The 21147-nt window shown below is 45.4% G+C and carries 18 protein-coding genes; 4 read left to right on the forward strand and 14 right to left on the reverse strand.

Translation table 11 applies throughout. The features are described from left to right. Positions 1–15: 15 nt before the first annotated feature. The 6 genes from NYE45_RS25300 to NYE45_RS25325 form a co-directional block, all read right to left on the reverse strand. The gene (locus NYE45_RS25300) at positions 16–888 is read right to left on the reverse strand and encodes a protein-glutamate O-methyltransferase CheR (RefSeq protein ID WP_036606984.1); all 873 of its coding nucleotides are present in this window, start codon (positions 886–888) and stop codon (positions 16–18) included. Between the two features lie 86 nt (positions 889–974). After that, a complete protein-coding gene (locus NYE45_RS25305; RefSeq protein ID WP_340014463.1) occupies positions 975–4700 on the reverse strand; it encodes a response regulator in 3726 nt (1241 codons plus the stop codon). Then, positions 4697–5866 (reverse strand): fused response regulator/phosphatase, encoded by a 1170-nt coding sequence (locus NYE45_RS25310; RefSeq protein ID WP_062836466.1) that lies wholly within the window; start codon positions 5864–5866, stop codon positions 4697–4699. Before NYE45_RS25310 ends, NYE45_RS25305 begins: the two co-directional genes overlap by 4 nt. Positions 5867–6216: 350 nt before the next feature. Then, positions 6217–6561 carry a general stress protein gene (locus NYE45_RS25315; protein WP_062836465.1) on the reverse strand — a complete coding sequence of 115 codons (345 nt, stop codon included), beginning with the start codon at positions 6559–6561 and terminating at the stop codon, positions 6217–6219. 94 nt (positions 6562–6655) lie between these two features. Beyond that, positions 6656–7189, reverse strand: a complete 534-nt coding sequence (locus NYE45_RS25320) for a hypothetical protein (RefSeq protein WP_340014464.1) — start codon at positions 7187–7189, stop codon at positions 6656–6658. Positions 7190–7257: 68 nt separating this feature from the next. Next, complete coding sequence (locus NYE45_RS25325; protein WP_340014465.1) at positions 7258–7767, reverse strand: DUF948 domain-containing protein; 510 nt, start codon at positions 7765–7767, stop codon at positions 7258–7260. A 220-nt stretch (positions 7768–7987) separates the two neighbouring features. Here NYE45_RS25325 and NYE45_RS25330 point away from each other — a divergent pair, with 220 nt between their 5' ends. Further along, positions 7988–8152: a DUF1328 domain-containing protein gene (locus NYE45_RS25330; protein WP_017692264.1), complete on the forward strand. Its 165-nt coding sequence runs from the start codon at positions 7988–7990 to the stop codon at positions 8150–8152. Positions 8153–8524: 372 nt separating this feature from the next. After that, entirely contained in the window at positions 8525–9043 is a 519-nt protein-coding gene (locus tag NYE45_RS25335; protein ID WP_340014466.1) for a hypothetical protein, read from the forward strand. 91 nt (positions 9044–9134) lie between these two features. Here NYE45_RS25335 and NYE45_RS25340 read toward each other — a convergent pair whose 3' ends face one another. Continuing rightward, on the reverse strand, positions 9135–10022 hold the full coding sequence (locus NYE45_RS25340) for a cation diffusion facilitator family transporter (RefSeq protein WP_340014467.1): 888 nt from the start codon (positions 10020–10022) through the stop codon (positions 9135–9137). Positions 10023–10312: 290 nt separating this feature from the next. On the opposite strand from NYE45_RS25340, the gene NYE45_RS25345 reads away from it, so the two are divergent. Continuing rightward, positions 10313–10501 carry a hypothetical protein gene (locus NYE45_RS25345; protein ID WP_017692261.1) on the forward strand — a complete coding sequence of 63 codons (189 nt, stop codon included), beginning with the start codon at positions 10313–10315 and terminating at the stop codon, positions 10499–10501. A 124-nt stretch (positions 10502–10625) separates the two neighbouring features. On the opposite strand, the gene NYE45_RS25350 is transcribed toward NYE45_RS25345, so the two are convergent. From NYE45_RS25350 to NYE45_RS25375, 6 genes are all read right to left on the reverse strand, one after another. Then, complete coding sequence (locus tag NYE45_RS25350; RefSeq protein ID WP_062836460.1) at positions 10626–12251, reverse strand: ATP-binding cassette domain-containing protein; 1626 nt, start codon at positions 12249–12251, stop codon at positions 10626–10628. Positions 12252–12466: 215 nt separating this feature from the next. Beyond that, a complete protein-coding gene (locus NYE45_RS25355; protein ID WP_340014468.1) occupies positions 12467–13513 on the reverse strand; it encodes an MBL fold metallo-hydrolase in 1047 nt (348 codons plus the stop codon). A 70-nt stretch (positions 13514–13583) separates the two neighbouring features. Next, on the reverse strand, positions 13584–13781 hold the full coding sequence (locus NYE45_RS25360) for a hypothetical protein (RefSeq protein WP_145152351.1): 198 nt from the start codon (positions 13779–13781) through the stop codon (positions 13584–13586). 8 nt (positions 13782–13789) lie between these two features. Continuing rightward, positions 13790–14824 carry a cytochrome d ubiquinol oxidase subunit II gene (locus NYE45_RS25365; RefSeq protein WP_340014469.1) on the reverse strand — a complete coding sequence of 345 codons (1035 nt, stop codon included), beginning with the start codon at positions 14822–14824 and terminating at the stop codon, positions 13790–13792. Continuing rightward, positions 14821–16167: a cytochrome ubiquinol oxidase subunit I gene (locus NYE45_RS25370; RefSeq protein WP_340014470.1), complete on the reverse strand. Its 1347-nt coding sequence runs from the start codon at positions 16165–16167 to the stop codon at positions 14821–14823. The genes NYE45_RS25365 and NYE45_RS25370 overlap by 4 nt, the downstream gene beginning before the upstream one ends. 387 nt (positions 16168–16554) lie before the next feature. After that, the gene (locus tag NYE45_RS25375; protein WP_340014471.1) at positions 16555–19401 is read right to left on the reverse strand and encodes an ATP-binding protein; all 2847 of its coding nucleotides are present in this window, start codon (positions 19399–19401) and stop codon (positions 16555–16557) included. A 342-nt stretch (positions 19402–19743) separates the two neighbouring features. Between NYE45_RS25375 and NYE45_RS25380 the strand changes: the two genes are divergently transcribed. After that, on the forward strand, positions 19744–20442 hold the full coding sequence (locus tag NYE45_RS25380) for a response regulator transcription factor (protein ID WP_340014472.1): 699 nt from the start codon (positions 19744–19746) through the stop codon (positions 20440–20442). Between the two features lie 48 nt (positions 20443–20490). Here the strand turns inward: NYE45_RS25380 and NYE45_RS25385 are convergent, their stop codons facing one another. Next, the gene (locus NYE45_RS25385; RefSeq protein WP_340014473.1) at positions 20491–20907 is read right to left on the reverse strand and encodes a hypothetical protein; all 417 of its coding nucleotides are present in this window, start codon (positions 20905–20907) and stop codon (positions 20491–20493) included. Positions 20908–21147: the final 240 nt, after the last annotated feature.

Below are 21147 nucleotides of genomic sequence, written 5' to 3' on the forward strand. Positions count from 1 at the left end.
GCTAACCCTAACCCCCTATTTGATCTTCCGGTATATTTTTTCGGTCCGGTCTAATGGCTCATAGGTATCACTGAACTCTGTAAAATGTATCGATTCTTTAGACCCCAGAACCAGAATACCAAAGTGGCTCAAGCTCTCGTGAAACAGCCCATGCACATGGTTCCGCAATTCATCATTGAAATAAATCATGACATTGCGGCAAAAGATAACATTAAACTCATTAAATGACCGGTCTGTTGCCAGATTGTGCTCGGCGAATATGATGTTCTTCCTTAGAAAAGGATGAAATATCACCGAATTATATTTCGCTGTATAGTACTCGGAGAAGGCTCTGGTACCCCCTGCCTCCAAATAATTTGTAGTAAACAGTTTCATTTTCTCAATACCGTAGACGCCTTCTTTGGCCTGCTGCAATGAGCGATCATTCATATCCGTTGCGTAGATTCTTGCCTTGTCATACAGCCCTTCCTCATGCAACATGATGGCCATGGAATAGACTTCCTCTCCCGTAGAGCAACCCGCATGCCATATTCGGATATACGGATAGGTTCTCAGAATAGGAATAATCTGTTCCCGAAACATTCGGAAAAGCGAGGGATCTCGAAACATTTCCGTCACAGGGATGGACAAATTCTGTACAAAACGTTCAAACGCGGAACGGTCATGAAGCACACGCTCCTGCAAGCCGGATATGCTCTTAACACCTTCGGCATGTGCATGATGCCAGATTCTTCGTTTCAGGGATGGCAGTGCATAGTTTCTAAAATCATATCCATATAAACGGTGCATGCCTTCCAACAGCAACTCAATCTCGATCAGCTCGCGCTCTTCATCTTGCGGCATACGGACCAAATCTGCCCCCGTCTCGGTAGGTTCCCACGGTGTCATAAATTCTCTCCACTTCTTCATTTGTTACTTGCGTATTCGTCGTATTGTCTTTCATTACCCAAACAATGTACTTACGAATAATGAACTTACGAATACAGCCATACGCGCATTAAGGATAATAATTGATCCGTCTGGATCGGTTTTTTCACATAATCAGATGCTCCGGCCTCAATACACTTGCCTCGATCCTCTTTCATGGCTTTAGCCGTAAGCGCGATAATCGGCAACTTTTCAAACTGCGGAATCTGTCTGATTCGTGTCATCGCTTCATAACCGTCCATTTCTGGCATCATCATGTCCATCAGTACCAGATCAATTTCCGGATTTTTCTCCAGAATCTCCAGAGCCTCACGGCCGTTCTCTGCAAACGTTACATCCATGCGATAGCCTTCAAGGACACTTGAAAGGGCAAATACATTACGAATATCGTCATCTACAAGCAATATTTTCTTGCCTTCAAACAACGTTTCCTTGTTGTGCAGCTTCTGCAAGATTCGACGCTTGTCTTCCGGCAAATTGGCCTCTACCCGATGTAGGAACAATGTAGTTTCATCCAGCAAACGTTCCGGTGACTTCACATCCTTGATAATGATCGATTCCGCGTATTTACGCAGCTTCATTTCTTCCTTGGAATCCAGTTCTTTGCCTGTATAAATTATAATCGGCAGATCGTTCAGATATTCATCATCCCGAATCTGGTCGAGCAACTCGAATCCGGTCATATCCGTTAACATCAGATCCAGTACCATGCAGTCATAACGCTGGGTGTGTAACTCATTCAAAGCCTCACTGCCTGTGGATACTGCTGTGATTGCCACATCGTCATGACCAATCAATTCAATAATGGCTTTACGCTGAATCTCATCATCTTCCACAATCAACAATTGTTTCAACTGATTCTCGGTATAGGATTTGATATGCGAGAAAGCTTTATCCAGTGAATCCTTGCTGGAAGGTTTTTTCAGATACGCGATAGCGCCCATCATCAGACCTTGCTTCATATCATCAATAACCGAAATGACATGTACCGGGATGTGGCGTGTTGCCGAACTGCTCTTCAGCTCACCCAGAATGGTCCAACCGTCCATAACCGGCAATTGAATATCCAGAATAATGGCATCCGGGAGATATTGACGTGCCATTTCAAGTCCTTTATCCCCTTGCAGGGCAACAAGTGCCTTGAATCCTCTTCCTCTGGCCATATCCATCAAAATATGTGCAAAGTTCACGTCATCCTCAATAATGAGAAGGATTTTGTCACCTTCCATCAGATTTTCCCGATCATCTTCGATCTGCGTTACTTCAGGCGTATGGGTAGGAGAAAGGTCCGTACCTACGCTACGCTCCGGATCAGGAGAGAGAATGGACTGATGACTTGAAAGCATGGTCCGTGTTTCCATGGACTGTTCATACAGCCCCTCTGAAGATACTGCAGCTTCTTTTGAAGCACCTTCCTCGGCTAGGGCTTCCTCTTCATGATTATCCGGCAGGTACAAGGTAAAGCAACTACCTTCTCCCTCGGATGATTCCACCTGTATTGCACCACCAAGCAAACGTGCCAGTTCCCTGCTAATGGACAATCCCAGACCAGTTCCGCCGTATTTCCGACTTGTTGTCCCATCCACTTGCTGGAACGCTTCAAAGATCAGATCCGTCTTGTCCGATGGAATACCAATGCCGGTGTCTTTTACACTAAATCCGAGATATTCCTGATTCGTGTTCATGTAACCCGGCAGCTCTTCCGGTTTCATCCGTCGTCCAATCAGACTGACCGAACCACGATTGGTAAACTTGAACGCGTTCGACAACAAATTCCGTAAAATCTGTTTGACGCGATGACTGTCGGTATAGACCCATTCCGGTAAATCGCTGTCGAACTCGATGTTCAAATTCAGCTCTTTTTTATTCGCCATCGGTCCAAAGTTTTGCTGAACAAAGCTGGTCAGCTCTTCCATTCGAACCGTCTCATAATTGATATCCATCTTGCCTGCGTCCACTTTGGACAGATCCAGAATCTCATCAATCATCTTCAGCAGATCCGCACCCGACATGTAGATGGTTTGTGCGTATTCCTGCTGCTTGTCAGTCAGATTTCCACCCTTGTTCTCCGACAATAACTGGGACAAAATGAGCAAACTGTTCAGTGGTGTACGGAGTTCATGCGACATATTGGCCAAAAATTCGGACTTGTACTTGCTTGTCATCGACAGCTGTGTAGCTTGCTGTTCCAACTGTGTCTTCGTTTTCTCAATTTCGTCATTCTTCTCTTCGACTTCACGTACCTGCTCTTCAAGTGCCCGCGTCTTGGCAATAAGCTCGGTATTAAAATGTTCCAACTCTTCCTGCTGGCGCTGCAGCAGTTCTTCGGAACGTTTAAGCGCCTCTGTCTGCTCCTCCAGATTCTCATTGGAACGGCGCAGTTCTTCTTGCTGTGTCTGCAATTCTTCCGACTGAACCTGTAGTTCCTCCGTCAGTGCCTGGGATTCACGAAGCAGCTCCTCTACACGCAAACGACGTCGAACGTTGTTCAGAATAACGCCCAGGTTCATGATCAGTTGAGCGAACAATTGTTTATGAAGTTCATTGAACCCTTCAAAGGAAGCCAGTTCAACAACACCAATCAATTCATCTTCGAACACGACAGGATAGATCATGATGCCCGCAGCACGTGTTGAACCTGAAGCTGAACCAATATGCACATAATCTTCCGGCGTATTTTCCAGAACAATCGGTGTCATATCCAGCGCAGCTTGACCAATCAGACCTTCACCGATCCGGTACATTTCTTTACCAACGTCTTCGTTCTCTTCAAATGCATATGCACCGTAGCGTCTCAGTTCGTCGGGATGTTTCTCCTCATCGACCAGATACACGACACCCAACTGAGCACCAAGAACAGGTGTGAACTCACTGATAAACATCTGTGAGATCTGTCGAATGGAACCAATGCCCCGAAGCAGCTCCGGAACTCTTGCGATGTTCGAACTCATCCAGTTCTGATCCTGTTGAGCCTGCACATAGGCTTTCTCGACTTCCAGTTTTTCTTCCAGATCGCTGGATACATCTTTGAATACTGTGGCAATCTGACCAATCTCGTCCGTCGACTTGACCTGGATGCGCCGAATTGTACGATAGCGGCCTTTACCGAAACTGGTGATCATCATCGAAACGGTATTCAGCCCACGCGTAATACTAGGCAGCACCCACATAATGACACCCAGTGCCAGCAACAATCCGGCAATCATGATACTTATGGTGATCTGCACCGCTCTCGTATACGCTGCGTTAGCGTCCTTGATCTCGGCATCAATCTCTTGATCCTGATAGCGAGAAAGAGCATTTAAACTATCCACGGCCTCTTTTTGCACCGCGAGTCCTGTTGCATTGCGGTAGTTATTCGCATCTTCTACCCGGTTTTGGGACATCAGGCTGATCTGTCTCGTTGCGTAGGATGTATAAGCAGCCCACGCCGAATTCACACGATCCACCAGCTGATGCTCAGGTGCACTGTCCGCCCGGTTTCTTACTTCTTCGAGATAACCGTCACCCCGATCTTTCATCTCCTTGAGGTCACCGTCAGCTGCACTAATCGAATTGTTCGGATTTAATAACAAGTTAGCCAGCACTTTGGCAATGTCATTAACTTCTCCACGTGCAGCAGACGTGTATCTTACTTTGAGATAACGCTCCTGATACATCTGATCAATCTGCTGATTACTGCTGTTCAGCCGTTCATAGCTCACAAACGTGAGTACGATCAAAATGGCCATTAGAGCGGTAAAGCCAATCAGCAGTTTATTCCTGATCTTCATTCAGCCCCCGCTCCTTTATCCAAAGTAATCCAGACCAGACATTTATCATCATCCCGTTCCTGGGGAATTTCGTCGTCGAAAAATAATGCCTGCATGGCAGCTTCATTCCATTGATGTGAGCCGGTCAGTTTTTCGACCAGGAATTCGTGTTGCTCCTCCTGCCCACCCTGAACAGCTTCCAATAATCCATCCGTATAGAGTGCAATATGCCCATCACCCTCGTAATGAATCGTTTGTGGTTCAATGTCCATTTTGTCAAATAACCCCACCGGACAGCAGACGCTGTCAAATGTAGTCACACTGCCGTCGTTTCGGAAAAATAAAGCAGGTGGATGCCCTGCGTTAACATAATCAATACGCTTCATTCGTGTATCAACGACCAGATAGATTGCCGTGAAATAGTACTGCACCAATTGTTTTTCCAGATGGAGCTGGTTGAAACGACGGTTCAATTCCTGAATGACCTTCTCTGGATCGACATAGGTCGTAACCGTATCTTTCAACACAGAAGCAATAAACATGGTAAACAAGGATGAAGATATTCCATGTCCCATCATGTCGAGCAAGAGTACTCCGTAACGGCCTTCCCCAAGGGGATACCATGAATAGAGGTCACCCGCAAGCTCAAATGATGGTTTATAGATGGCATGCACTTGAAACAGTGGATCACGGATTGCCGGACTTAATACGGCATTTTGAACCATTGCTGCCAGCTTCAGCTCATCCTGAATGCGTTGATCCCGCTCTTTATGCCAATCCTTCTCCTGTTTCAAACGAAGCGCGAGTCGAATTCTCGCCATCAGTTCGACTTTGTTAATCGGTTTGGTTACATAGTCAGATGCACCCGCATCCAATGCTTCGGCAAGTTTCTTGGAGTCACCGATGGCAGTCACCATAATAATCGGTATATCCTTCAGATTTTCAAATTTCTGCACAATACTGCAGGCTTCGATACCATCCATCTCAGGCATCATCATATCTAGCAAAATCAGGTCAATATCCGACGGTCTTGGACGTGGTTCGTTGCTTTCCTCCCCAATTCCCAAAACTTCAAACATTTCCATAGCGGAACTTGCCGTTACAATGTCACGATAGTTTTCTTTTTTCAGAATTTCTCGAATGATAATGACATTCGTCGGATTGTCGTCAACAATAAGTATTCTCATTGATATCTCCTTATCTGTGGCGTCCGGGTTTGTCGATTCTTATTAGATTAAAACGAACGTTGATTATACAAATTTTGCATACAACACGGCAGTAGACATAATAATTCCTAGTATAACTATAATCTTAAAAGTAAAAAACTTCTATCAGTAAATGGCACCATCGCAGGGGAAATCCCCCGCTTATTACCCTGTTTTTGCAGCGTTCTGATCCCGCTTCCAAACTTGCAAAAACATAGATAAGGAATGGGGAAAGCCCCATTCCTTATCTATGTTTTTGATTAAGCATTTTACAGAAGTGATTCAGAAGCTCGTCCATGTTCAGCAAAGCTTCAACTTGCGACGTATATCGGTTAATCTTTCTTTTTAGCAATAACAAGCACTTTACCCTTGTCAAGTTCACTCTCGTAGAAGTCGGCCTCGGCTTCGGTAAAGCCCATCGATACAATTTTGGCCCGGAGTTCATCACCACGTGAGCGGAACAGATTCGCCAAGGAATCAAATACGCCTTCTTCCTTAATGCCAATTTCTTTGGCATCTGCCGTATCAGCAATTCGATCTGTACGATCTTTCTCATGGGCGAGAACAAAGATATGATCAGCAAGGTATCCGGTAATCTGCAATTCTTTCACCGCTTCTACCGCCTGGACTCCGTTTTCTACCACTTTTGCATAAGCTTGCGCATTGGTTGAATTCATCGTTTCCACTCTCCTCTGATTTAATCTTCTTTATCGAGCTACTTAGTATATAACCATACTATTTGGGAATGAAACGATTTAATAATAACCAATCCTAGGAAACCGTGTCATCAAAAAGATCAATGCCGTCGATCTGGCTAGAGCCTGACTTCATATATACCTTTAACGCCTGATCTCCACGGAGAAATACTTCTCCGTCCTCAGCCACATAATAGGGTTTGCCTAAAGCTTGATGGATCGCTTCAATATTCATCTCGATTCTCTTCCCATTTAACTTGATGTGATTCTCAGAAGCATCGATATGCACATATTGAATGACATCCGTATCTTCACACAAGCCAACCTTCACATCATGAAAGTGATATTCAGGGCACCCCAGATAAGGATCTTCCTGCTTATGCACCGGCTGGCCCTTCTTGGCCAACACATCGTTCATGGTGTCATCCAGAGAAACGCCATTCAGAGTCCGAAAATGCTGGAAAGTCTCGGATCGATCAACAGCCAGAGTCACCTCTGACGCCTTCTCTTCCATTGCCGTCCATTGCATATCGTGAGCAGCGGGTACCGCTGCCGGTTGAACGGAAAAGGGAGAAATTACGCTAAACATCACAAGCAGTAGTTTCATCATGATTCTCACCCTTTCATCAGGTTCATCACCGCTCTGAAGGTTTCTTTTTGGATTACAAAGCGATCATGTTATTTACGCATCCGTTGCCATACATTCGCTGCAACATCAATATACTTCATCCAGTTTTTCCCGCCCTTAGCATCACCATTATATGTAACTTCATAGGATTGTAGGGTACGATCCGTTGATGTAGCAGGCGGTGCAGTTACATGAACCTCTTCAGCATGCTTGGTCTGTTCAGTGTTGTTGCGTTTGGTCTGAAATTTCGCCATCAGCGTCGTGGAGACTTGTTTCGCTGCTGCCGTCACTTCATTCAACACTTCTCCCAGATTCTCAACAGATTCCATAACAGGATCGATTTTTTTCATTTTGTGCTGTACATCCACCGTAATATCATTGGCGTGTCTTACCGTCTGCTTCACTTCATAACTAAGTTCATCAATGGTCTTCTGTACCTCCTGCAATGTCTGTGAGACATTGTCCAAAGAACCTTGGGCGGATTTCAAGGTACGAATTAAAAAGAAAACCAGTACTGCAAATGCCACTGCAATCAGGGCCACGCTAATTTGATAGATCATAGAAGAACCTCGCTTTCCATATGTGCATCAGTTTGTTATTGCTATAGTTACCCGGCGATTTCCCGGACGAAACAAAATAACTTGTTACTTCAACTATGCCCGCGGTTGGAAAAAAAACCAATGTTTCAACCGGATAGCCCCCGGTTAAAGTTAGACTACACAAGGCGGTGAGGTGAACACAACTCACTCCACAATTAAGTAAACGAAAGGATGAAACCTCATGTTGAAATGGTCTGTATTATTTCTAATTATTGCACTGGTAGCAGGTATTTTCGGATTCTTCGGTATTGTTGAAGCAGCTGCTTCAATCGCTAAAGTACTCTTCTTCATCTTTGTAGTACTGTTCGTAATCTCCCTTATTACGGGACGCAGCCGAATGCGATAACCCCAGGCTCTCTTATGACTGAATGCTTAATAATGAATACATACAAAAGCCGATCGTGCTACCAAGCCGATTGGCTTTTGTGCGTTCAGACATAGGTCAACTTTTCTATATTATGTATTGCACTCCCTCCTGCTTTATTCCAATCCGCTCGCCCACTGAATCGCTAAAAACAGGACTTTTTTGAGATAGCCAACCCGGTTTTATCCCACCGAAGTATGATATTTACAGGCTTGCTATATACCCACATATGCGCCAGTTGACACTGGAGAATGCAAGAAAATATTGTTATAATTTGTGATTCATAGGGTAGCTTGCTTGGTTACTTTTAACACAGGACAACAAATTACATAACAAACCGAGGAGGAAACACAAATGAAAAAAATCGTAAGTTTTGCCGCTGCATTAACGTTGATGGGTTCGATGGCTGCCGCTGCTGGTGCTGAGGAAGCGGTTACTGGAACAGTGACTCCGGAAACAGGAACAGAAGCTACGACGACGCCAACAACGACAACAACTCCGGCTGTTGAAGTGAACAAACCTGCTGTTGAAACGGTGGAAGGTTCTGCTGAGACAGTAACAGGTACAACTACAGAAACTACAGACACAGAGGGTACTTCAACGACAACGGAAACTCCAGCTACAACTACAGATGACAAAATGTTTGAAGAGCCACTTGTAAAACCAGGCGATGAAGTGCTGGTACCTACAATGTTGCTGAACTTGCTTGAGCGCACTTGGTTCTATGATGCACCTAACGGTAAACCAATCGGTGCACTGAGCTCCCAAGTCATCGACACAACAGGTGAAGTCGTTGACGGATTCGACGGTGGCGAGTGGGTGCAAGTATACACGTGGAAAGGCAAAGCGTGGATCCACGTTGCCATTCAATAATATCGTATAATCGTTCTAACGATAAGTAAAGAGGACAGCGCGCATTATCGCGGCTGTCCTCTTTTGATTTTCCAACATGTTCACGCCCTGTTCAAGTGTTTCCCGTGACCTCATCCATCTTCGGTTCCACATGTACATGCACATGCATGATGTTATGCGATCGCTTCAACCGCTCTTCCACTCGGTCACAGATCTGATGGCCTTCAATCAGGCTGAGGCCTCCGTCCACTTCAATCACCACATCCACAAGTACATGACTGCCATGCACACGTGCCTTCACATCCTTGATCATCTCAACGCCGGGAACCCGAGCCACAGAGGATCTAAGATCCGTCAGTTCTTTCTGATCAAATCCATCCGTCAGACGATGAGTTGAATCCCGGAAAATCTCCCAAGCCGTCTTGCAGATCAACAAACCTACAGCAATCGCAGCTACTTTATCCAGCCAAGGAAGTCCGAACTGCGCACCTATAATCCCAACTGCAGCGCCTATACTGACCCATGCATCCGAACGATTATCTTTGGCCGCAGCCATCAGTGCCTGACTGTTAATTTGTTTAGCCAGACGGTGATTGTAACGATACACGCCCAACATCACGACCGCACAGACCACAGCCACCGCTGCCGCCCACAGATTCGGAGCTACAAAGGCGCCTTCATACCAGGAACGAACGGCTTCAACCAATACTTGCAGACCAACCATAGCCATAATAAATGAAGCCACCAAGGCAGCAACAGTTTCCGCTCTAAAATGACCATAAGCATGATCCGAATCAGGTGGTTTCTGGGAGATCCGAAGCCCGATCAGTACAGCAACAGACGCCACAATGTCCGTAAGGTTATTAAAACCATCCGCCAGCAATGCGCTGGAGGCAAATAAATATCCACAGATCAGCTTAAAGGCGGACAAGACGAGATAGGCTACGATGCTAACCCAAGCCCCTCGCTCCCCTTTTCGTATTTCTTCATAAGCGTTCAAACCGGGCGACACTCCTTTAACGTTTCGTATTACGGTTTTTCCATGTTACCAAATGCGGAGCGTGTGGGTCTACAGAAACAGTGTTGCCAGGCTGCATTGCTGTAGGCAAGCCGAAACAAAGTTGCCAGAAGGCAGGGCTGTAGCCGATGAGAAAGAATGTTGGTCTGGGTCAAACCAAAGGATTTGAGCATTTTATCAGGTTGCCCTTGTGGGGCTTTTGTAAAACGTATAAAATAGGTACATCCCGTCCAATCTGGACGGCTTACTGTAAGACCGGGAGGGAAATAACGATGAGCGAAAATAACGAACCGAAAAAGGTCAGTTTGCAGGATGCTATACGCCAGAAGCTGGCGCAAAAGAAAGAACAAGCAAATTCCGGTAACCAATCCAGCGCCTACTTTGAAGGCGGACCTAAAGCGATGAAGAGTCAAAACAACAAGAAACCTAACAACCAACGTCGCCGTACTGGTGGATCTTAGGTCTTAGAGCCTCAGAAAAACCCATTGGATTGCAAAAAGAACCGCAAGCCCTCTGCAGAGAGGCTTGCGGTTCTTTTGTGTTTCTATGTTCCTATGCATAATGTGCCTGTAGATCAGACTTATTTTAAGCTTCTACCGGATACATTTTATTGCGCAGTTCTTTGATTTCATCACTTTCCAGATATTCGTCATAGCTCATTTGGCGATCAATGATGCCATTCGGCGTAATTTCGATAATCCGGTTAGCAATCGTTTGGATGAACTGATGGTCATGGGATGTAAACAGCATGGTGCCGTCAAAATCAATCATGCCATTGTTCAGCGCTGTAATGGATTCGAGATCCAAGTGGTTCGTAGGCTCATCCAGAATCAATGCGTTAGCACCAGTCTGCATCATTTTCGCCAGCATACAGCGAACTTTCTCGCCCCCGGAGAGTACACTTGCCTTTTTCAAGGATTCCTCACCAGAGAACAGCATACGTCCCAAGAATCCACGCAGATACGTTTCATCCTGATCTTTGGAATATTGACGGAGCCAATCCACGAGCGTCATGTCTACACCGTCAAAATACTTGGAGTTGTCTTTCGGGAAATAAGCTTGAGTTGTTGTTACGCCCCAAGTGTATTCGCCGCTATCCAATTCCGTTTCACCCATAAGAATATCAAACAACAGTGACTTGGCATTACCATTCGGGCCAACAAATGCAATTTTATCCCCTTTGTTCACGACAAAGCTGATATCATTCAGCATGTTTACACCATCAATGGATTTGCTGATGCGATCTACGGTCAACAATTGTTTACCGGCTTCACGCTCAGGTTTGAAGTTGATAAATGGATATTTACGGTTCGATGGACGAAGGTCATCCAGCGTAATTTTGTCGAGTTGTTTCTTCCGGGAAGTCGCCTGCTTTGATTTCGAGGCATTCGCCGAGAAACGTTGAATAAAGGCTTGAAGCTCTTTAATCTTCTCTTCTTTTTTCTTGTTGGCATCACGTTGCAAAGCAAGTGCCAATTGGCTGGACTCGTACCAGAAGTCATAGTTACCTACGTACAGCTGGATTTTACCAAAGTCGATATCCGCAATGTGCGTACATACTTTGTTCAGGAAGTGACGGTCATGGGATACCACAATAACAGTACCTTCATAGTCCATCAAGAAGTTCTCAAGCCATTGAATGGATTCGAGATCCAAGTGGTTGGTAGGCTCATCGAGCAACAGGTTGTTTGGACGACCAAACAATGCTTGTGCAAGCAGGACACGAACTTTTTCGTTACCACTCAGTTCATTCATTTTCTTATCGTGCATGTCACGGTCGATACCCAGACCGATCAGGAGTGCCGCTGCATCCGGCTCAGCATCCCAGCCGTTCAACTCGGCAAATTCACCTTCAAGCTCACCTGCACGCAGGCCATCTTCTTCCGTGAAGTCCGCTTTGGCATACAGCGTATCTTTTTCTTTCATAATGGCATAGAGACGACTATGACCCATAATTACCGTTTCGAGAACTGGATACTCATCATATTCAAAGTGGTTTTGCTTCAAAACGGCCATACGTTCGCCCGGGGTGATGTGCACCTCTCCCGAGTTTGATTCAATTTCACCGGACAAAATTTTCAAGAATGTTGATTTACCGGCTCCATTGGCGCCGATGAGGCCGTAACAGTTTCCTGGTGTGAATTTGATATTTACATCTTCAAAAAGTGCACGTTTTCCGTAGCGGAGCGTGATGCCGCTTGTACTGATCATTAAGCATACCATCCTTTATTGGTTAATCTGCATACTGCATGAATAGCAAGTTGCGTAAATCATGGATTCAATATCCCGATGCCTATTCTGGCACCATATTATAACACAAAAAAGCGGCAAATTCGAAAATTGGCCGCTTTTTACTTATTAAAGATTTGGTAAATACACTGTTCATGCAGGCATATCCCTACATTAACATATTTGGATCACTTTTGTTAGTCCTGTTTACCTTCCTCGTGGTGAATACGAAGCGTTTCGCCATGACCTAGCACCCGAATTCGCTCTTTACCGATGCCAAGCCGCTCACGTTCGACTTCCAGCCGATCCAATGCTTCCTTGGGCGTATCATCCGCCAGCTTAAATGTGCCGTAATGCATCGGCACCATGAGCTGGGAACCGGATTCAACGAATCCTTGCAACGCTTCTTCAGGTGTCACATGCTGAGAGGTCATGAACCATTCCGGATCGTAGGCACCGATGGGCATCAGGGTAACACCAATGTCAAAACGCTCTCCAATCGTTTTGAAACCCTGGAAGTAACCTGTATCACCCACAAAATACAACACAGGCGGGCTGCCAGATTCTTTGGCTGTTTCGTTCTTCCCTGATTCCGTTGACGATTGGTCCTGATCGCTCGTTGTTGCAGCACTTTCCGCTGCTGAAGTCGTCGCCGGATGATTCGGTTCCAACACATAACCGCCCCAATGGGATGTATTGGTGTCGAACAGCGTTCGGCGAGTCCAGTGCTGTGCCGGAACAAAAGTTATTTTGACTCCGCCAAGTGTCATATGATCCCACCATTTCATCTCCTGGCATCGATGGAATCCTTTGCGGATCATTTTGCGCTTCAGACCATCGGGTACGATCAGCAACGTCTTGGCTGTAATCAGCTTACGCAAGGAAGCCAGATGCAGATGATCATAGTGGGAATGGGATATTAGAATGACATCCAACGGTGGAATGTCCTGAATCGGAATGCCGGGGGCACCGAGCCTTCGTTGAAATCCCATTTTTTCGGCCCACACCGGGTCAGTCACGATGTTCAATCCATAATATTGAATGAAAAACGTGGAGTGACCAATCCAGGTAATACTCGTGTCATCCCGGTTGGCATGCAGATAATCCAGTTCAGGCGGGTGTTTGGGCACGGTGTAGGAATAGTCCTTCACTTTGTTGCGCCGTTGCTCCCTCCATTGCTTGAATTCCTTCAGCGTTTTGTCCGTACTTACATTATCAATGTTGTTATAACGGATTTTAGGCATGAAAGGGCCCTCCTCCCTTCCTATTTCTTAACAACAGATTACCCCAAATGGGAATGCACGTACCAGCCGATCAATCCTGCGGATTTTTGCATACGGCCAGATACACGAACAGAAAGGCAATCGCAGCCACAATAATGAGTGGTGGGGCGTACATAATGGTGAATGTCTCAAAAAAGCTCAATCCGGTTATACCAGGTATCCCCGTGACTCCCTCAGTAGATAGTGGATGCAGCAAGGGAGACATGAGTAAGAACATGTTCAGCAGCATGAACAGACTCATCCTTTCTTTTTACCAGAATTACCGCGTACATAATTGGCATCGAACAGGAACAGCTTCATAATCAGCACAAGCGAAGGAATGAGCACGAGCAGCCCCAGACTGAACGCCGTAATCAGCGCAATCCCCATCGTACGATTCGTAAAACTGTCGTAAATATTAATGTAAGGATACAGGATATACGGCAGGTGGGACCGTCCATAGCCATACCAGGCAAAGGCAAACTGAAGCATGACAGCGATAAAACACCAGCCCAGATATTTGCGTTTCCACACCAGCGACACCGCAATGACAAAACATATAAACGAAGCAATGAACATCCATGAAATATTCACCATCTGCTCAAAGTGTGCGGGATTCTGTTTGTTAATCTGCAGAAAAGCCAGAAAGCTCGCGAAAATAGTCGGCAAGCTCCAGAGCAGCGCATACTCTCGAAGCACCTCAAAGGCCGGCTCATCCGCCGCCCGCTTCGCATAGTAGGAAAGAAACATCGCCGAGATATACAGCACACTAACCAGTGCAAGCAAAACAACCGACCAGGTATAGGGATTCGTCAAAAATTCACGCCATCGAAAAAACACCTGATCGCCCACCTGCTCAATGATCCCACCTTCGGATATCGCCAAAATGGTAGAGAACACCGCTGGGATCAGCAATCCCGTCGCTCCGTACAATGCCATGTAGATCCGGCTGTTCTTCCCATGGTTGCCATAGGTATTGTAGGCGTAATACACGCCCCGGATGGCAAGCAGTACAATGGCCAGGGAACCTGGAACCAGCAAAGCCGTCCCGTAATAAAAGGCGCTGTCCGGATAAAATCCGACCAGTCCGACCACAAAAAAGATCAGAAACACATTCGTCACTTCCCACACGGGAGACAGGTAGCGCTGAATGATGTTATGAATTTTGTTCTCGTGACCGGTTAAGATGCTGTAAAAGCTGAAAAAACCAGCACCGAAATCAATCGAAGCGACGATCAGGTAACCGAATAAAAATGTCCACAGTATCGCGATGCCTGCAATTTCGAAACTCAATGCACGATCCCTCCTTCAAGCCCCAGCGTCTCCAGTTCCTTTTCTGCTTCCTTATTACGGAAAAGCTTGCTGAGCACTCGAATGCACGAGAAACACAGGATCAGATACAGCAAGATGAACAACACCAGCATCCACCCTACCGAAGTTGACGTCGTAGCTGCTTCCGCCACCTTCATATACCCACGTAAAATCCAAGGCTGCCTGCCAACTTCGGCGAACATCCACCCCAGTTCAATGGCAATCATGGCGAGAGGTCCCAGCAAGACAATGCCGAGCAGCAGCCATTTGGGATACGGCTTACGCCCTGGCAACCAACGACGCAGTACATAGAGCACAGGAATCATCAGGATAATCACGCCGGTTGTGACCTTCAGATCAAACATATAGTGAATAGACAGTGGTGGCCTCAGATCCGCAGGATATTCTTCAAGACCTTTCACTTCCGTATCTGGACGATTACCTGCCAAAATGCTAAGAGCATACGGAATCTCAATGGCATATTTCACTTCATTGTTCTCGTCCAGAATTCCGCCATAGACGAGCGGTGCCTTCTTCATTGTTTTGAAATGCCATTCTGCGGCAGCCAGCTTCTCCGGCTGATACTTCGCCAGAAATTTACCGGAGGAGTCTCCAATCATGACGGTGCTGATCGCAAATACGAGCGCAGACACCGTCGTGAGTTTCAGTGCTTTTTTGTAATACACATGGTCTCGTCCCCGGAGCAAACTGAAGGCAGCGATCCCCGCAAGAATACCAGCACTCAGGGTGTATGAGGAGGCAAGTACATGGGACACTTTAGTTGGCGTTGCCGGATTCAGCATCGCAGCAATTGGATGGATATCCTTCATGATGCCATTAATCAGGGTGAATCCCTGAGGCTGGTTCATAAAGGAATTCACCGTTGTAATGAATATCGCAGATGCAGATGAGCCGAGAGCTACCGGAATCAACAGCAGCATATGCGTATATTTCTTTTTAAAACGATCCCATGTATAGAGGTAAATCCCAAGAAAGATCGCCTCGATAAAAAAGGCAAACGTCTCCATAAACAGCGGCAGGGCTATCGCCTGTCCCGCGACCCGCATAAACATCGGCCACAGCAGGCTGAGCTGTAATCCGATCGAGGTACCCGTAACGACGCCAACGGCAACGGTGATGACAAAACCTCGCGCCCAACGGCGTGCCAGCAAGGTGTAATGAATATCATTGGTTCGCAGCCCTCGCCACTCGGCCAAGGCAATCATGAGGGGAACGCCTACACCAATGGAGGCAAAGATGATGTGTACAAACAGGGTAAGGCCGGTCAGTATCCGGCTGAGCAAAACAGGGTCCAGGGATGACATGGTTACACTCCTCTTTCACATAATCGTTTATGTACGACAGCAGATCACTCTGCTTGAACGTGTATCTCAATAACTCATGATTCGAATGATGCTTTTCACCACGGCATACAGTACAACCACAGCTGCGACCAGACAGACGATGATGAGTGTTTTCTCTTGTTTACGGAACATATAGCTGCCGTCCTCCTTTGGCATGGGATGCAAATTATGGCTCTATATACAGTGTGCAAAAGAATAGGTTTTTTTATCCGGGACATTGAAAAAACAAAAAAAAGCCTTTACCTCTCATCACGCTTGCGCGCCGAAAGGTAAAGACTTTATCGAATAGATCTGATAACCATTGTGCTAGAAAAAGTAAAACATTTTCTTACTTCTTAATCATTATGTTTAGAGCAACACATCCTGCTTGGGCAGTCGAACCTTGAACGTACTTCCTTTGTCAGGTGCAGATATGAAAGTCAGTGTACCGTTGTGATCCTCTACAATTTTGCGGGAAATGTACAATCCGATTCCTGTTCCACCAATCTGCCGATGATCCGAATTATCCACACGATAGAATTTGTTGAACAGCATGTCCTTTTCTTTCTCGTCAATACCTATTCCGTAATCACGTACATCGATACATAACCATTCCTCTTCTTCCCATAACGTAACATCAATGCGGTCGGCTCCCGGTGAGTACTTGACCGCATTACCCACCAGATTATGAAGAACCTGAACCATCCTGTTCTGGTCAGCATAAGCAAAAAAGTCCCCATTAAACGTATGAACATGGATTCGTTGAACGGACTTCATATTCCACTGATCAACTACCCCTTCTACCAGTTCAATCAGCGGTACATAGGTCATATGGTAGGTCATACCTTCGTTGTCAAGCCGCTGAATATCAAGCACATCATCCAGCAAACTGCTCAGCCGCTTGCCCTCTGAGGAGATGGTCTGCATGAATTCCTGCTGTTGAGCTGCCGGAAGGTCATACATCATCATGAGTTCCACATATCCCATAATGGTGGCTACAGGTGTTCGAAGCTCATGGGATACTACGCTGATCAGCTCATTTTTCATCCGATCCAGCCGCTCTTCTCCTGTCCGGTCACGGAATACCAGCAGGAATCCATGATTTTTACCCGGGACATCCATCTGTTTCATATACAAGGAAAACACACTTTTCTCCACATTGTTAAATATAAATTCGGTCTCAATAAATGCCGTTTCACCATTTAGGAATGCCCTCGTCTGTTCCGACAGATTGAAGTTATCCGTCAATACCATCGTATCAATGGCCTGCGCCAAATCTTCAATGGATCTGCCCAGGAAATCACCCAGACCAAACATCTCTTCTATCCTTCGGTTGACGATGGTTATGTTGCCTAGTCGATCAGACATGACAAGACCTTCCCGAACAGACTCTATAAATTGCTCACTGATATCCCGCTGTTCCTGAATAGCAATCTTTTCATTGAACAACTCCGAATTAAGCTGCTCCAGTGCAAGGGCATGACGCACACGATCTTCTTCTGCTCTGGTTCGCTCTGTAATATCCTTAATAAACAGGTTATACAACGTCTCATTTTTGCCAAGCTGAATTTCAACAATTTTGTACTCAATTGGAAAGACGGAACCGTCTCGGCGAATACCTGAAATTTCATCTACGGTCGTGTATCTCTTACCTTCAACATATTCGAATCGCTCCAGCAATTTCTTAATCTCCATACAACTGGCCCCTTGAAAAAGAGACGGTGCTTCCTTCATGAGAATCACTTCTTCCCGAAGCAATCCAAACATTCTTTCGGCCTCCGGGTTAAACTCAACAATGATTCCATTGGAGTCCACAGCGATAATCGCATCAATCGACGATTCAATAATTGCACGTTTGACTTCTTCACTATTCTTGAGTTCCTTGGTCCGCTCGATGACCCTATCCTCCAGCGTTAACTTGTCGAGTCGGATCTGTTCGAACTGTTCCAGCAGCACATCAGCCATTTTGCGCAAATTACCAATAAGAATCTGCACTTCGGTTACATGGCTCGTTGGCCATTCCATCTTCCCATTGCGAAATAACAATCTCGGAAGAGAACCTGTCATCCTGGTTAGTCTTAACAGCGGGCTAACAACCTTACTGCTCAGAGGAGCCGCCACAATCATGGAAGCAACGATGATGATGAACAGGGATTGCAATGTGGACAGGTAGATCGATTCTATTCGGGGATAATACTTGGTCGAGTTGGTCTCAATGAATACCCGATAAGGTGTTACAGCTGTCATCTCCGCTTCATAGATGAAAGATGCCTCTTTCCAGTGATTCAATACATCGCTGTAATGGATATTATCGGAGCTTAACAGAATCAGATTATCCCTCGACTTTAGAAGACGGAATTGGTTCATATCCAGGTACTCGCCAGTCTGAAGTGTATTCAAACCAGAAGCCACGACTATATCATTCCGATCCAGCAGAATCACATTCACACCCAATAGATGGTGATAACGTGCCATATTCTGATCCATATTCTCCGAGGTAACATACTGTTCGTCTAGATCCTGAACAACGGCATTCGCGGCGTGTTTCATATCACGTAAAATGGCATCATTCATCTGACTCAATTGTCTGCGGCTATCTGCGGATAACAATACGAGGGAAACAAATACCACGAAGGCAACTACGTATTTAAACGCAATCCTTGTAAGTGGGATGGTACCCGTACGCTTGGATTTGTGCTCACCCGTGGTAATCCAGAAATCCACCACAATACCCGCGATCAGGGCATTCACCATGCCAATCACGGCAATATACATATACTCATACTTCAAATCTTCTATATTCAGGCCCAATATATAATGCCCGCAATACATAACTGGAAGTAGCATCACGACCCAGAAGACAGCATTAGCCTTGATTAGACTGCCATTCTTCCAACGGAGCTGCCAACCGAGCATCCAGATCAGTTCAATGAAATGCGCAATCATCACAGTTAAATTCCGCGGTTCGAAGCCGACAATGATGGTATTCAGCAGATGAATAACTGTAATAGTGACAAATCCATAGATAGCCCCATGCAAACGAAGAGCAATGAGTGCCGCTGCGCTGCCAACCATAAACTGTACACCATAGAATAAAGTAAGCGGAAAAATAGTGCTTAGTGAGCCAATAATGATCAGAATGCTGGTTCCAATCCAGGGTACCCTCAGCTTAAGTACCACCCACTCCAGCAGCTGTCTTACATCTAAACGATTCATAAATCACTGCCCTCACGGCTGATTTTTAGTTCTGTATTTAACAACAACGTTCGTTCCTCCTATAAACTAAAGCGGATACAATCTACTTTTTTCCCCAGAAATCGTTCTAATCCATTATACTGTAATTAGTACTTGATGTAGCTTTGGGAAATTCTGATCGCTCGGCAAACAAACTGCATTCATGCTAAAATATTGAAGTTCATCAAAAAGCCTGCGATCCACCTACATACACATCCTATATTTTGGGATAGAAACATTAAATTTTTTGCAGTATTTTTAAGCAAATCACCGTAATTTTTTAGTATTTTCTTAACATATTATTTTCACCAGGAGTGTGACCCTATGACGATCAAAGTACTTCTTATAGAAGATGAGAAAAATCTGGCTGACATGATTGCTTTCTTTCTTGAGGAGGAAGGATACATCACTGAACGGGTTCATCATGCCCGTGAGGCACTTCAACTGTTCCCGCAATTTCAACCGGATATTGTTGTAACGGACCTGATGCTGCCTGAAACGGATGGAAATGATCTTGTAGAAGCATTCCGCCAGCATTCCACTGTGCCCATTTTGATGATCTCGGCAAGCACCATGTTGAATGATCGACTTCGCGCATTGCACAATGGTGCGGATGACTTTCTGTGCAAGCCATTTAGTCTGAAAGAGCTGGACGCCCGAATTAAAGCACTGCTGCGCAGATCAATCATTTCCTATCAGGATAAACCGGTTAAAGAAGACAAGCAGACAGAGGTTACTGGACATGTGAATGTGAATGAGTACAGAAGAACTCTGTTTGTGGATGGTGTTGAAATCGAGGTCACTCATATCGAGTTTGAAATTATGAAGGAATTGTACCGGAATCCGGGCAAAGTGTTCACCCGCAATGAACTGATGGATCGAATTAAAGGCTCCGAACGTGCCTATCTGGATCGTACCATTGATGTTCATATCTCAAGTCTGCGTAAAAAAATTGAGCCTGACCCCAAGAATCCCCGTTATATCAAGACCGTTTGGGGAACAGGCTATAAATATGTGATCTGATTTCATCGTAACGATTGAAGTTCAAAACCTTTGGCCATATCCCTATTCTTATCTCATGGATAAGAATAGGGATATGGCTATTTGTGATTCATACACCGAAGCGTGTAACCACTGCTGCATGTCCTTGATCAGATGATTCGGATCTTGCTCGTTCCAGAGAATCATCTTCATCTCACCTGTACCTGTAATCTGTTGCAGGTGACGCTTCCGAATTAAAGATTTGAAATCGGTAATGACCAGTAGTGGAATCTGCGGCATAAAAGCCCGAATAGCATTCGCCGCTGACACCGCTTCTTCGGCGATCTGATAATCAACAATACAATAACGGGAGTTTTCCCAACTTCCCCGATGTGTTTCTATCACTGAACCGGATGGTGCATCAGCCATCCACTCCCTGAATAATTGAATAATATTTTCATATGCAATACGACGTTTTCCATCCGAAAGCACGGTAATGGGTTCCATAGGTATAACCTCCAGTTGTTTCTTCTTATTATTGTGCCAATTTTCGTTTAAAAATGTTTGTGCGTGAACATGAAAGAAGTGTTAACAAATTTCGTACTTCTTCACACAAAGTGTCAGTCTCGCGCACTTTGGTTCTGGATGATTTCGCAGATTCCACACATTGATGTAAAATAGAGAAATACCCGTGTGATTTAATTTACGGGAAGTGAAGGATGAATCTGGTACTATAGGAGGTTACAC

This window comes from Paenibacillus sp. FSL K6-1318, from assembly GCF_037976905.1.
Classification (GTDB): Bacteria; Bacillota; Bacilli; order Paenibacillales; family Paenibacillaceae; genus Paenibacillus; species Paenibacillus amylolyticus_A.